The 13352-nt window shown below is 72.2% G+C and carries 13 protein-coding genes and 1 pseudogene; 9 read left to right on the forward strand and 5 right to left on the reverse strand.

Annotation, left to right across the window (positions count from 1 at the left end; all coding sequences use genetic code 11):
• Positions 1-4: 4 nt before the first annotated feature.
• A complete protein-coding gene (locus ACIRS4_RS33275) occupies positions 5-1066 on the reverse strand; it encodes a hypothetical protein (RefSeq protein WP_404203161.1) in 1062 nt (353 codons plus the stop codon).
• 107 nt (positions 1067-1173) lie between these two features.
• On the opposite strand from ACIRS4_RS33275, the gene ACIRS4_RS33280 reads away from it, so the two are divergent.
• From ACIRS4_RS33280 to ACIRS4_RS33305, 6 genes are all read left to right on the forward strand, one after another.
• Entirely contained in the window at positions 1174-1977 is an 804-nt protein-coding gene (locus ACIRS4_RS33280; RefSeq protein WP_404203163.1) for an alpha/beta fold hydrolase, read from the forward strand.
• Positions 1977-3290 carry a PP2C family protein-serine/threonine phosphatase gene (locus ACIRS4_RS33285; protein ID WP_404203266.1) on the forward strand — a complete coding sequence of 438 codons (1314 nt, stop codon included), beginning with the start codon at positions 1977-1979 and terminating at the stop codon, positions 3288-3290. The genes ACIRS4_RS33280 and ACIRS4_RS33285 overlap by 1 nt, the downstream gene beginning before the upstream one ends.
• Positions 3287-3625, forward strand: a complete 339-nt coding sequence (locus ACIRS4_RS33290; RefSeq protein ID WP_404203165.1) for an STAS domain-containing protein — start codon at positions 3287-3289, stop codon at positions 3623-3625. Before ACIRS4_RS33285 ends, ACIRS4_RS33290 begins: the two co-directional genes overlap by 4 nt.
• Positions 3626-3860: 235 nt before the next feature.
• Positions 3861-6059 (forward strand): RNA polymerase recycling motor ATPase HelR, encoded by a 2199-nt coding sequence (helR, locus tag ACIRS4_RS33295; RefSeq protein ID WP_404203167.1) that lies wholly within the window; start codon positions 3861-3863, stop codon positions 6057-6059.
• 192 nt (positions 6060-6251) lie between these two features.
• Positions 6252-7223, forward strand: coding sequence for an ABC transporter ATP-binding protein (locus ACIRS4_RS33300; RefSeq protein ID WP_404203169.1), 972 nt, complete (start codon positions 6252-6254; stop codon positions 7221-7223).
• Entirely contained in the window at positions 7220-8071 is an 852-nt protein-coding gene (locus ACIRS4_RS33305) for an ABC transporter permease (protein WP_404203171.1), read from the forward strand. Before ACIRS4_RS33300 ends, ACIRS4_RS33305 begins: the two co-directional genes overlap by 4 nt.
• 112 nt (positions 8072-8183) lie before the next feature.
• Here the strand turns inward: ACIRS4_RS33305 and ACIRS4_RS33310 are convergent, their stop codons facing one another.
• Positions 8184-9257, reverse strand: coding sequence for an NAD(+)/NADH kinase (locus ACIRS4_RS33310; RefSeq protein ID WP_404203173.1), 1074 nt, complete (start codon positions 9255-9257; stop codon positions 8184-8186).
• Positions 9258-9556: 299 nt separating this feature from the next.
• Between ACIRS4_RS33310 and ACIRS4_RS33315 the strand changes: the two genes are divergently transcribed.
• Complete coding sequence (locus ACIRS4_RS33315) at positions 9557-10249, forward strand: hypothetical protein (RefSeq protein ID WP_404203175.1); 693 nt, start codon at positions 9557-9559, stop codon at positions 10247-10249.
• Positions 10250-10270: 21 nt separating this feature from the next.
• Here the strand turns inward: ACIRS4_RS33315 and ACIRS4_RS33320 are convergent, their stop codons facing one another.
• From ACIRS4_RS33320 to ACIRS4_RS33330, 3 genes and pseudogenes are all read right to left on the reverse strand, one after another.
• Positions 10271-10906, reverse strand: coding sequence for a VOC family protein (locus ACIRS4_RS33320; RefSeq protein ID WP_404203177.1), 636 nt, complete (start codon positions 10904-10906; stop codon positions 10271-10273).
• A gap of 62 nt (positions 10907-10968) precedes the next feature.
• Positions 10969-11238, reverse strand: a pseudogene (locus tag ACIRS4_RS33325) (helix-turn-helix domain-containing protein); the annotation flags it as partial.
• A gap of 132 nt (positions 11239-11370) precedes the next feature.
• Entirely contained in the window at positions 11371-11781 is a 411-nt protein-coding gene (locus ACIRS4_RS33330) for a VOC family protein (RefSeq protein WP_404203179.1), read from the reverse strand.
• On the opposite strand from ACIRS4_RS33330, the gene ACIRS4_RS33335 reads away from it, so the two are divergent.
• Positions 11780-12121, forward strand: a complete 342-nt coding sequence (locus tag ACIRS4_RS33335) for a hypothetical protein (protein ID WP_404203181.1) — start codon at positions 11780-11782, stop codon at positions 12119-12121. The two genes, ACIRS4_RS33330 and ACIRS4_RS33335, sit on opposite strands and share 2 nt — an antisense overlap.
• A 380-nt stretch (positions 12122-12501) precedes the next feature.
• Complete coding sequence (locus ACIRS4_RS33340) at positions 12502-13221, forward strand: hypothetical protein (protein ID WP_404203183.1); 720 nt, start codon at positions 12502-12504, stop codon at positions 13219-13221.
• Positions 13222-13352: the final 131 nt, after the last annotated feature.

Here is a 13352-nt window from a genome sequence, read left to right on the forward strand (position 1 = left end):
TCGCTCAGGGCGCCGACAGGCTCCAGCGGTGCAGGGTCTCACTCTCCTCGTCGTAGGTGAGCCAGGTGCCGTCGCCGAGCGGGCGCACCTGGCCGCCGGCGGGTCTCGCGGGGTAGCCGACCTGCCCGCGTATCTCCAGGGTGCGGGCGTCGAGCAGCCAGTGGGCGCCGGCCTCCGGGTCGTCGTCGGGGTCGGCCGTCGAGGCGATGACGGTGTCGGCGTCGACGAAGCCGCAGCCGTGGTCCCAGTCGAGCGGTTCCTCGTCGGCCTGCTCGGGCTCCACGGTGGCGAGGACAGCGCCGTCCAGGGCGTGCAGGCGCAGGTCCGAGCCGTAGTGCTCGACCGACAGGAAGCCCGGGTGCCCGGGGTGGACGTCCGCCAGGATGCGGTCGGCCGACGCCCCGGCGTCCCAGGCCGTCAGCTTCCCGCCGTCCCAGCGGGCCCAGTGCAGCCGGACGCCGTCCTGGCCCTCCCCGACGCACAGGCCCATGTGGACGCCGTCGGGGTGGGAGAGGTGGTGGGAACCGGCGGCCACGCTGTCCAACGGCAGACGGGCCAGCTCCCGACCGTCCCCGGCGTCCAGGACGACCCAGCGCTCGGTCCCCCCGGTGTCCGCTTCCGCGCCGACGACGTGCGCCCAGACGAGCCGGCCGTCGTCGGAGACCCGGCACGACCCGTGTTCCGAACCGCGGCACACCTCCTGCTCGTCGCCCGAGTGCGGGTGGCCGATCTCGGGCCCCCAGCAGCCGTGCCGGTACTCCCGCAGCGTGTTCCCACGGCGGTCCACGGCCCGTATCGCGCGCTGGCCCGAGAACACCGCGAACGAGCCGTCGGGGCTCACCGAGTGGACGCCGCGGTCCCAGGCGGGCCACGGCAGGGGGAACACGGCGGTCGGCGCCCGCTCGCCCGCGAGGACCTCGTGGACGTCGTGCACCTCCAGCTCGTGCCCGTGCACGAGGAGGGCGCGGCGCTGCCCGCCCCCACGGCCCTCGTAGGCGAGGCCGTTGACCAGTGCGCGCCCTCCCGGCAGGGGAACCGAGTGGCGCAGATGCGCGGTGATCGACATGACCCCGAAGGTAACGGACCGCACTGACAACGCGGTCGGTCCGGGGGAAGGACGCGGACCGGAGGGGGTGGCCCCGGTTGTCGGTGCGACCTGCGAGGATGGCTCGTATGGATATTCGGCGCAGGAACAACGTCACGATCACCGGCAACCCCGAGGGGCCCGTGGTGGTGCTGGCGCACGGCTTCGGCTGCGACCAGAACATGTGGCGTCTGACGGTGCCGGCGCTCGCCGAGGACTACCGGGTGGTGCTGTTCGACTACGTCGGCTCGGGCGGCTCCGACCTGTCCGCGTTCACCGAGGACCGCTACGCCTCGCTGAGCGGCTACGCCCGGGACGTGGTGGAGGTGTGCGAGGCCCTCGATCTGCGCGACGCGGCCTTCGTGGGGCACTCGGTCAGCGCGATGGTCGGTGTGCTGGCCGCCGACATGGCGCCGGAGCGCATCGGGTCGCTGGTGATGGTCGCCCCCTCACCGCGGTACATCGACGACGACGGTTACCGGGGCGGGTTCAGCGCCGAGGACATCGACGAGCTCCTGGAGTCGCTGGAGTCGAACTATCTGGGCTGGTCGGCGGCGATGGCGCCGGTGATCATGGGCAACGGCGAGCGCCCGGAGCTGGGCGAGGAGCTGACGAGGAGTTTCTGCGCCACGGATCCGGACATGGCGCGCATCTTCGCCCGGACCACGTTCCTGTCGGACTCCCGGGACGACCTGAAGACGGTGCGGGTGCCGACGCTGGTGCTGGAGTGCCTGCAGGACGTCATCGCGCCCCGTGAGGTGGGCGCCTTCGTGCACCGGGCGATTCCCGGTTCCACGCTGGTCACCCTCGACGCGACCGGGCACTGCCCGCACCTGTCCGCGCCGGAGACCACCAACGCGGCGATCACCGGCTTCCTGGCGGAGCTGCGATGATGTGCCGCACCGGGCAGGAGTCCGAACCGCACGGAGCCGGCGAGGAGAGAACCCAGCAGGCCGTCTTCGCCTCGCTGCTGGAGGACAGCGCCGAGGAGCTCTACGAGAGCGCGCCGTGCGGATATCTGTCCACGCTGATGGACGGCACTATCGCGAAGATCAACACCACGTTGCTGACCTGGCTCGGGCTCGCGCCGGACGCCGTGGTGGGCCGGATGCGGTTCACGGACCTGCTGACGGTGGGCGGCAAGCTGTACCACGAGACGCATTTCGCCCCGTCGCTGCGCATGCAGGGGGAGATCAACGGCATCGCGCTCGACCTCAAGCGGGCCGACGGCAGCCGGATGCCCGTCCTGGTCTCCGCGGTGGTCAAGCACGGCAGCACCGGCGAGCCGCTGCTGATCCGGACCACCGTCTTCGACGCCCGGGACCGGCGCGCCTACGAGGAGGAGCTTCTGCGCGGCCGTAAGGCCGCCGAGGAGGCGCGCAAGCGCGCGGAGGCCGACCGCGCGCGGCTGCAGGACGCCCTCGCCGTGCTCCAGCGCTCCCTGCTGCCCGCCGCGCTGCCCGAGGTGCCGGGTGTGGAGACGGCCGCCTACTACCACACCGCCTCGCCCGACCGGCTCGGCGGCGACTTCTACGACGTCTTCCCCGTCGACGGCAAACGCTTCGCGTTCTTCCTCGGCGACGTGTGCGGCAAGGGACCGCAGGCCGCGGCGGTCACCTCACTGACCCGTTACACGCTGCGCGCCGCCGCCCTGCACGACGCCGACCCCGTCTCGGCGCTGTCCACCCTCAACACGGTGCTCCACGAGCGTTACACCGGCGGCGACCCGCGCTACTGCACCGCCATATTCGGCGTCCTCGAACCCGACCCGGTGACCGGCGGCGTCGCCGTCCACCTCGCCTCCGGCGGCCACCCGCCGGCCCTCGTCCTGCGCGCCGACGGCACCGCCGACTTCCTGCCCACCCCCGGCGGCGTCCTCGTCGGCGTCCTGCCGCACGCGCGTTTCACGACGGCCACCACCACGCTCGGCGTGGGCGACACCCTCCTCCTCTACACCGACGGCCTCACCGAGGCGCGCACCGGCGACGACGGCAGGCTCTACGGCGACGAGGCCCTGCGCGCCTTCGCCGCCCGCCATGCCGGCCGGCCCCCGGGAGCCGTCGTCCAGGCGCTGACCGGACTGCTGAACGAGTTCGGCGACGGCCTGGACGACGACACCGCCCTCCTGGCCCTGGGAGCGCCCGCGACAGCCCCGACCCCAACCCCGGACCATGACCCCGATCGGACACCGAAGAGCACACGATGAGCCCGCTGAAGATCACCACTCGAGACGCCGCGACCGGTCCCGTCCTGGAGATCAGCGGCGAACTCGACTACGCCAACGCCGCTGAACTGCGCGACCTGCTTCCCACCCTGCCCCTGCGAGCGGGCCAACGGCTCGTCGTGGACCTGGGCGGCATGGAGTTCTGCGACTCCAGCGGCATCACCGCCCTGATAGCCGCCCGCAACCACGCCCAGGCCGCCCAGGCCGACATCGCCCTCGCCGCCGTCCCCGCCAACACCTTGCGCGTCCTGCGCATGGTCGGCCTGGACCAGGTGTTCGCCCTCCACCCGGACAGCGAGACCGCCATAGGTGCTTGAGCATTTCGCGGGGGGCGCCATAGAAGGTTGGAAGCTCGGCGCGAAAAAAGAAAAGGGAAAGGAGATCGTCGCTCCTTTCCACTCTCAACGTATAGCGCACCGGGGGGCTTGTGGCAAGGCCCCCCTTGTGGCGCAGAATCTCCGGCCGAGGCCGGAACCCGCGGACACAGGGGGGCGGTTCAGTCGCGCTCCGTCTCCCCTGCCCTGTCCGCGCACGAGATGCGGAGCCAGTGACGTGACACCCCCGACCACCACCAGCGCCTTCGACCTTCCCGACCATCTCTCCCCCAAGGCCGAACCCGCGCTGATCGCCGACGACGATCGGCACTTCGCGGCGATCGCGCGGAGTCTCGAGGAGACGATCGCGGAATTGACCGGGCGTCTCGACGCCGAGCGGCGGGCGCCGGGCGGCACAGGACGGCAGGCGATGGACCGGGACGCGGAGATCCACCGCCTGACCGGCCGGCTGCGCGCCCTGCGCCGCTTCGGGCTGGACCTGTGCCTCGGGCACATGGTCGAGGCGGACGGCTCCGAGCCGGTGTACATCGGGCGGCTCGGCCTCACCGACAGCACCGGGCGCCGGCTGCTGCTGGACTGGCGCTCCCCCGCCGCCGAGCCGTTCTTCGGGGCCACCCACGCCAACCCGATGGGTCTGGCGAGCCGCCGCAGGTACCGCTGGACCGGGGGCCGGATCAGCGACTACTGGGACGAGGTGTTCACCCCGGACGGGCTCGTCGGGCACGCCGCGCTCGACGACCAGTCCGCCTTCATCGCCAGTCTCGGCGCCAACCGTTCGGCGCGGATGCGGGACGTGCTGGGCACCATCCAGGCCGACCAGGACGCCATCATCCGCGCGAGTTCGCGTGGCGCTCTCGTCGTCGACGGCGGGCCGGGGACGGGCAAGACGGTGGTCGCCCTGCACCGTTCGGCCTACCTTCTGCACTCCGACCCGCGTCTGGGTCACCGTCGGGGCGGTGTGCTGTTCGTCGGCCCGCACCGGCCCTATCTGGCCTACGTCGCAGACGTCCTCCCGAGCCTCGGCGAGGAGGGCGTGCAGACGTGCACGCTGCGGGACCTCGTCGCGGAAGGCGCCGCAGCGGCCGTGGAGACCGACCCGGACGTGGCTCGTCTGAAGTCGTCCGCGGACCTGGTGAAGGCGATCCAGAAGGCGGTCGCCTTCTACGAGGAGCCGCCCGCCGAGGGGATGACGGTGACCACTCCTTGGTCCGACGTGCGGCTCGGCGCCGACGACTGGGCCGTGGCGTTCGACGCGGCGGAGCCCGGCACCCCGCACAACGAGGCGCGCGGCCAGGTCTGGGAGGAACTGCTCACGATCCTGGTGGACAAGCACGAGGACGAGTCCTCGGGGCGGGACGGCGAGGGAGACGTCTCGCCCGCTCTGCTCCGCAGGTCGCTGCAGCAGAACAGGGAGCTGCTCACGGCGTTCAGCCGTGCGTGGCCGCTGCTCGAAGCGGCCGATCTGGTGGGCGACTTGTGGTCCGTGCCCGCGTATCTGCGGATGTGCGCTCCCTGGCTGGACGCCGACGAGGTGCGGAAGTTGCAGCGAGCGGACCCCCAGGCGTGGACGGTGTCGGATCTGCCGTTGCTGGACGCGGCGCGGCAGCGGCTCGGCGACCCGGAGACGGCTCGGCGCAAACGCCGGGAGGCGGCCGTTCTCGCCGCCCAGCGCGAGCGGATGACGCAGGTCGTCGACAATCTGATCGCGGCCGTGGCCGACTCCGGCGCCGACGGTGACGACGGCGAGGGCCTGGTGACGATGCTGCGCGGCGAGGACGCCCGGGTGAGTCTCGTCGACGAGAACGAACTGTCTTTTGTGGAACCCGACTTGCTGGCAGGGCCGTTCGCGCACATCGTCGTCGACGAGGCGCAGGAACTGACCGACGCGGAGTGGCAGATGCTGCTCTCGCGGTGTCCGTCGCGCAGCTTCACCATCGTCGGGGACCGGGCTCAGGCTCGGGGCGGCTTCACGGAGTCGTGGCGTGAGCGGCTGGAGCGGGTCGGGCTCACCCGGATCGAGTCGGCCTCGCTGAGCGTCAACTACCGCACGCCGCGGGAGGTGATGGCGGAGGCCGAGCCGGTCATCCGTGCGGTGCTGCCGGACGCCAACGTGCCGACGTCCATCCGCAGCGGCGGGGTTCCCGTGGTGCACGGTTCGACGTCCGAGCTGTCCTCGGTCCTGGACGGCTGGCTCGCCGAGCACGCCGAAGGCGTCGCCTGTGTCATCGGCGATCCCGCGTTCCGTGCGACGTCCCGCGTCCGGTCGCTGACTCCCGTGCTGTCGAAGGGACTTGAGTTCGACCTGGTGGTCCTCGTCGATCCGGAGAGGTTCGGCGACGGGGTGCGGGGAGCGGTCGACCGCTATGTCGCGATGACGCGGGCGACGCAGCGGCTGGTGGTCCTGACCGGTTCGTGAGAGCGGCGCACGGCGAACCGCCGGTGATCCGTTCGGTAATGTGTTCGCCCGGGGAGACCTGAACGACCGGTTCCGGACCGCAACAACGTTGCGGGGACAAGGCGTTGGCACGTCCCAGGACCACGGACGAGGCAGCGTGCTGCGGGGTTCGGTCGTCCCCGGCATCGACCACAAGACGAAACGGGGACATGGATGACGACCGCTCACGCCTCACCGGAGGCCGGGGGGAGCCCGCCGCCGGCGAGCGACACGGTCATCGAGGTGCGGGATCTGCGGATGCGCTACCGCACCCAGGACGTGCTGAAGGGGGTTTCCCTCACGGCCCGGCGCGGCGAGGTCGTCGTGCTGCTCGGACCGAACGGTGCGGGCAAGACGACCACGATCGAGATTCTGGAGGGGTTCCGGATGCGCTCGGCCGGGGACGTGACCGTCCTCGGCTGCGATCCGGCCCGCGGGGACGAGCAGTGGCGTGCGCGCCTGGGCATCGTGCTGCAGTCGTGGCGTGATCACGGCAAGTGGCAGGTGCGGGAGCTGCTGGCCCACCTCGGCTCGTACTACGCGCCGTACTCCACCGATCTCGTCCGGCGGCCCTGGGACGTCGAGGAGCTGATCGCCGCGGTGGGGTTGACCGAGCAGGCGGACAAGCGGGTCGGGACCCTGTCCGGCGGGCAGCGCAGGCGGCTCGACGTGGCCGTGGGCATCGTGGGCAGACCGGAGATGCTGTTCCTGGACGAGCCGACGGCCGGCCTGGACCCCGAAGCCAGGAGCGAGTTCCACGGCCTGGTGCGCGGCCTCGCGAACGAGAACACCACGATCGTGCTGACCACGCACGACCTCGCGGAGGCGGAGAAGCTCGCCGACCGCATCCTGATCCTGGCCGGCGGCCGGATCGTGGCCGACGGCTCGGCCGAGGAGCTGTCGCGGCAGGCGTCGGCCGAGGCGACCGTGCGCTGGACACGGGACGGGCGCTCCTTCGAGGAGTCGACGGCCGAGCCCACCCGTTTCGTCCGTCGGCTCTTCGAGGAGCACGGGGAGGCGATCGGCGGCCTGGAGGTGCGCCGGGCGAGCCTGGAGGACACGTACCTGACGATGGTGCGGGAGTTGGAGGCCGGGCGGGTCGCCGGCGAGCAGGCGGGGCACGCCTTCGGGGAGGAATCGCGATGAGTCCGGTGTGGTACGCGGCGAGGGCGGGAGTGCGGCGCGGCGTGACGGAGCTGCGGCAGAGCTTCACCACCGGGCAGGACCTGTTCGGGTACGTGCTGTGGACGGTCCTGCTGATGGTGCCGCTGTTCCTGGGCAGAAACGATCCGCTGAAGGGCGCGGGCATCTCGACCGGCGCGTTCATGCTGCCGAGCATGCTGGGGATGACGCTGGCGTTCACCGGGATGATGACCACGGCTCAGCTGCTCGCGACCGAGCGCGAGGACGGCACCCTGTTGCGGGCGAAGGCCGTGCCCAACGGCATGGTCGGCCATCTGGTCGGCAAGATCGTCATGGTGTCGGGCACGGCGCTGGCGTCCATGGCGCTCCCCTTCGCCGTGGGCGTGTTCCTCGTCGACGGGGTCGCCCCGCAGGGCGGCGGCGCGTTGCTGACGCTGCTGTGGGTGGTGCCGCTGGGCCTGCTGGCCACGCTGCCGATCGGCGCCGTCATCGGCTCGCTGGTCGCGAGCCCGCGCACCGTCGGTCTGCTGATGCTCCCGGTGATGGGCCTCATCGGGATCTCCGGGATCTACTTCCCGCTGTCGAAGATGCCCGAGTGGCTGCAGATCGTCGGACAGGTCTTCCCCGTGTACTGGCTCGGCCTCGGCCTGAGGGCCGCGTTGCTGCCGGCGGCGGCGGTCGCGGCCGAGGTCGGCGATTCCTGGCGGGCCGCACAGACGGCGGCCGTGCTGGGGGCCTGGGCGGTCGCGGGGCTGCTCCTCGCGCCGTCCGTCCTGCGCAGGATGGCCCGCCGGGAGTCGGGGGCCGCGATGGCGGAACGGCACCGCAAGGCGATGCAGCGGATCGGCTGAGGCCTGTCCGGCGGAACAGTTCGCAGGACGGCGACGGTACGAGCCGGCGACCACGACGACGCCGCCGCAGGCGCCGGACAGGCCCGGGGCGCCCGTGTGCGGTGTGGGGCGCTCAGTGCAGTGGGGACGGGCCGTCCGGGGCGGTGAGCAGGGCGAGGTGGGCGAGGTCTCCGGGGGGCGGGGTGGTCACCGACCACAGCGGCGCCGGGGAGCCGTCGGCGACCGCGGCCGGGGCGTCGGTGAGGTTCATGCGTTCGCGCAGCCGGCCGTAGAAGTCCGTCCGCTCCAGCCGCACGGCCCGCAGCCGGCGCGGGGCGGCGTACACCCCGATCCAGTCCCCCGGGCCGAGCACGCCCCGCACCTGGCCGTCGACGCTGACGGCGGCCTGCCCGGACCGTTCGAGGATGCGCAGGCCGACGGGCTCGTCGGGGGCGGTGACGACCGACCGGTCGAACGCCATGTGCGGGGCGACCGGTGTGAAGACGAGGGCTTCCGCGCGCGGCGAGACGACGGGCCCGCCGGCGGCGAAGCTGTACGCGGTCGAGCCTGTCGGCGTGGCCACGAGCAGCGCGTCGGCGGAGTAGGACGCCAGCAGCCGGCCGGAGACGTACACCCCGACCGAGATCTGCCGGTCCCTGACGAGTTTCTCCAGCACGACGTCGTTGAGCGCGGTCACGTCGAGGGGGACGCCCCACTCGTCGTCGACCCGGCAGTCCGGGCGGACCTGCGGCGGCGGCAGCAGCGGGCCGCGGCCGTACTCCATGAGGGCCTCCATGGCCGGCGGCACCTCCAGGCGGCGCGAGGCGCGCAGGGCGAGGAGCATGCGGCGGTCGACGCCGAACCGGCCTTCGCACACCGCGTCCAGAGCGGACCGCACCCCGTCGGCCGACACCTGCGTCAGAAAGCCCACCCGTCCCAGGTCGACTCCCAGGACGAGGGCGTCGTTCTCCACGGCGAGCCGGGCGCCCCGCAGGAAGGTGCCGTCCCCGCCGAGGGTGACCACGAGGTCGGGATCGCCGGCGGCCTCGACCTCCTCGCGCGCGCCGCGCCGCCCGCCGTCCTGCCACACGTCGATGTCCGTGCACCGCACGGCGTGCTCCGCGCACCACGCCCGGACCGCACCGCCCGCCGCCACGGCCTCGGCCCGCCCGCCGTGCACGACCAGGCCGAGTCGCTTCACTGCCATGTCCGCCGCCTCCAGCCCGGGGCGGCCGGCCGACGTCCTGGTCGCGTCGGTCCCTGCCGCGGGATCGGTGTCCTGGTGGCCGGGTGCCCCGACGGCGTGGAGATATAGGGAGGGACCGGCCGCACCGCTCCCCCGCCCCGTTCCGGGGGCTGCAGCCGGACCGTGACATTGTGCGGATTCGGTCATGTCGGCCACGTCACCGGGCGAAAGATCATCTACTTCGGCGCCCTGTCACTTCGGACGGGTCGCTGACGCCGGACGTCAGCCGGCCGGTCCCCTCGCGAAAGCGGTGGTCATCCGTGAACGTTCGAGACGTGCTCACCAGCCGGTCCCTGGTCGGCTGCGCGGCCCTGGCCGGCGTCGCCGCCGCCGTGCTGGTCGGCAAGGACGGCTTGGGCACCGTGGTCGGCTGCGGAATCGCCGAGGACGCGGTGCCGTCGGTCACGGCGAAGGACTGGGTGTCGTCCGCGGACCATGTCGTCGTCGCCAGTCCGGTACGCGAACAGGAGGTCGATCGGCGGGAGTTCAAGGCGGGGCCGGTCCAGTACGTCACCGACCGCACGGTGACGTTCCGCACGGACCGGGTGCTGTGGTCCGCGGCCGGTCGCGGACGCGCTGTCGACAAGGGTTTCGACATGGTGGCCGCGGGCTGGAGCGTGTACCGGGAGAGCGGGAGACGTGTGAAGAGAACGACCCCGGAGGCGCCCCGTCTGGAGCCCGGCCACACCTACCTTCTCGCCCTGCGCTGGGAGGGCGGCGCGGGCCCGGACGCCGGCGCCGGCCGGTGGAGCGTGCTCGGGGAGGGTGCCGCCGTGCCCTTCGACGACCGTACCGTCGGCCGGGGCGAATGGTGCGGGCGCGTCCTCGGCGAGGAGGACGTCGCCCAGGCCGAACGCTTCTCCCGCTCGGACGACCACAGCCTGGAGAAGGTGGTGCTGGGCCGCGACGAGCAGGCGGTGACCGGCGAACTCCAGCGGGCACGGAAGGTGTGAGCGGCCCGCTGGAGCACGTCGTCACAGCGCCGGCGCCGGCGCGGCCGCCTCCCAGGGGAAGCCGTCCGGGTCGGTGAAGGCGCCGGCCCCCGTACCGCCGGTGAGGGTGAGGCGGTGCGACCCGGCGCCCTCGGGCGGCACTCCGGCGTCCTTGGCGAGGGCGCGGCGCCGGTAGAGGGCGAGCTTGACGGGGGCGTCCTCCGCGGTGAACTCCACGTACATACGGCCGAAGCTCTTGCCCACGGTGAAGCCCTGGCCGGTGTAGAAGCGCTTGCTCGCGGTCACGTCGGCGACGCCCAGCAGGAGTACGATCTCGTCGATGTCCCGGGTGGCGGGTCCGGTGTCCTTCTTCGCGGAGGTGGCGACCTTCCAGACCGCGCCGTCCGGCGCCTGTACGACGCCACCGTAGCCCCAGAGGGACTTGGCGGCGGGCTTGAGGACCGTGGCGCCGGCGGCGAGCGCGGACTCGATGAGGCTGTCGACGGTCGACGGCTGGGACACGGTGAGCGACAGGGTGAAGCCCCGGAACCCGTCCGTGGGCGCCTGCGCGGCCCGCAGCCGGATCCGGGTGTCGTCCAGGCCGAAGGCGGCGGAGTAGAAGCGGGCGGCGGCCGTCACGTCGGCCACGTCGAGGGTGATGGATGCGATGGAAGTCATGACAGTCACGCTAGGTGCGGCTGCGGTGCGGACGCTTCTCGATTCCTGACCGGTTGGCTTCGGGTGACACCGAGGTCGCCGCCGCGCCACAGCAGCGCCGTCGCGCGTTCCACGCGGCGGGCCTTGAGGTACGCGTACGGCGACTTGCCGTACGCCTGCCGGAACCGGCGGCTGAGGTGCCCGGCGGGCATGTGCGCGTCCCGGGCGAGCGCCTCCACGTCCAGTGGCCGGGCGTACTCCCGGTCGATGCGGTCGCGGACGCGACGCAGACGGGCGAGGTCGTTCAGGTGCTGGGCGGCGATGCGTGCGGGACCCCAGGAGGGGTGACACATGAAGGGACTCCGATTCGTCGAGGGTGTGCCGGTGGGAGGGCGAACGCGAGCACGGCGGCCGGGAGTGCCGGCCGCCGTGCGGGGTTCAGTCGACGCCGGCCGTCATGGCCGGCCCGATGACCGGTAGAGGGCTCAGCGGAGCTCCTGGATGCGGACGAGGTTGCCCGCGGGGTCGCGGAAGGCGCAGTCGCGGACGCCGTAGGGCTGCTCGGTCGGCTCCTGGACGACCTCGACGTCGCCGGACTGGACCTGCTCGAAGGTCTTGTCGAGGTCCGGGGTGGCCAGGAGGATCCAGCCGTAGGTGCCCTTGGCCATCATCTCGGCGATGGTGCGGCGCTCGTCGTCGGTGATCCCGGGGTCGGCGGCCGGCGGCGCCAGGAGGATCGACGTGCTGGGCTGGCCGACGGGGCCGACCGTGATCCAGCGCATCTTGCCCTGGCCCACGTCGCTGCGGACCTCGAAGCCGAGGGCGTCGCGGTAGAAGGCGACGGACGCGTCCGGGTCGTCGTGCGGCAGAACGCTCGTGTGAATGGTGATGTCCATGCTCGTCAGGCTAGGCGCGGCCGCCGTCGCCCGCTTCTCGATTCCTGACCGATCCGCGCGCGGCCCGGCGGTCCGCCTCATGCCGTCCCCCTACCAGCTGATCCGGGCACGGACCGCGCGTGCCGCTTTCGTCATGGAGCACCGGCCGCGCATCAGCGAGGACCAGCACTTCGGCGCCCGTGCCTACCTGCACAGCAAGGTCATGTCGCTCCTGGGCGACTACGACTGCTACCCCGTCACCGCGGGTGGCCTCGACCTGAAGGCTGTGCTCGAACAGGGCGACGAAATGGCCGACTTGGCGTTTCGCCAGGACGACGGTGTCGATGGCGGGGACTGCTGACATGTCACCGCGTGACACTCCTGGGCGACCTCAACGGCGCGGTCCAGGAACGTGGGTTGGCCCCGCTCATCTCCCCGCGTCGACACCCCACGGCGAGGCATCGCTCTCACTCGGGGACCGCCGAACACATCCACACCCCGCCGGCCACCGCCGGTGACCCGGCCGGCGTCCATGTGTCCGTACTCATGGCTGGTATGTGCAGGGTCGATCGTGGGCGACAAGGATGTGACAGAGGAGAACGATTCGCTCCGGTTGTCCGTACTATCTCTACGGCAAGGTTCCGTGAGTCGATCGTCACTGCCGCCGGCGTCAGCCGGGAGGACACACATGTGCGGCAGTTCCTCATGTCCCGCCCCGAACCGGAAAGGGTTGTGTGCCTCATGTCCGAGAACACGTCCATCACCGAACTGTCCTCGCAGTACACCGCTCAGGTGACCTCCGACCTCGAACGCAACACCAAGGAACAGGAGCGCATCGCCGACGAGATCGCCGCGCTCAACGAGCAGTTGGCCGCGCTGCAGCGCAACCACGCGGTGCTCGTCAGCATCCAGCAGGCCATCGACGCGGTGCCCGCTCCCGCGGACACGGCGGAGAAGTCCGGCGACGCCGTCACGGTTCCGGCTCCCCGTAAGCAGTCGTCCTCCGCCGCGAGGACGTCCAAGGACGCCAAGGCGAACAAGACCACGAAGGCGGCCAAGCCCGCCGTCGGCAAGCGTTCGGGCGCGGCCAAGCCGGCCGCCAAGTCGCCGGCCAAGTCCCGTGCGGCCGCGGGCGGGAAGGCCGTGTCCGCCAAGCCCGCGGGCAAGGCCGCGCCCGCGAAGACGGCGCAGCCGACGCTGGTCGACCTGGTGCGCCGGCACCTCGGCGAGCAGAGCGAGCCGCGCTCGGCGGCCGAGGTCACCACGGCCCTCACGCAGGCGCACCCGGAGCGCAGCATCAAGACGACGGTGATCCGCACGACCCTCGAAGGGCTCGTCGCCAGGAACCACGCGCACCGCACCAAGCAGGGGACGTCCGTCTTCTACACCGCCTCCGACGCGCCCGAGGCGTCCGAGTCGTCGCCGAAGGACGCGGCCCAGGCCGTCCCCGCCGACGCGTAGGAAGACCCCGATCCAGCCCCGCAGAGGGCCAGTTGCACGGGGCGGGGGTGGGCGGCGAGTGACGCGCCGCCCACCCGGCGAAGCCGCCACCGTCCTCGTCGGCTTCGACGTGGAGTTCGACTCGGCTCAGT

The organism is Streptomyces sp. NPDC101166 (genome assembly GCF_044768125.1).
GTDB lineage: Bacteria > Actinomycetota > Actinomycetes > Streptomycetales > Streptomycetaceae > Streptomyces.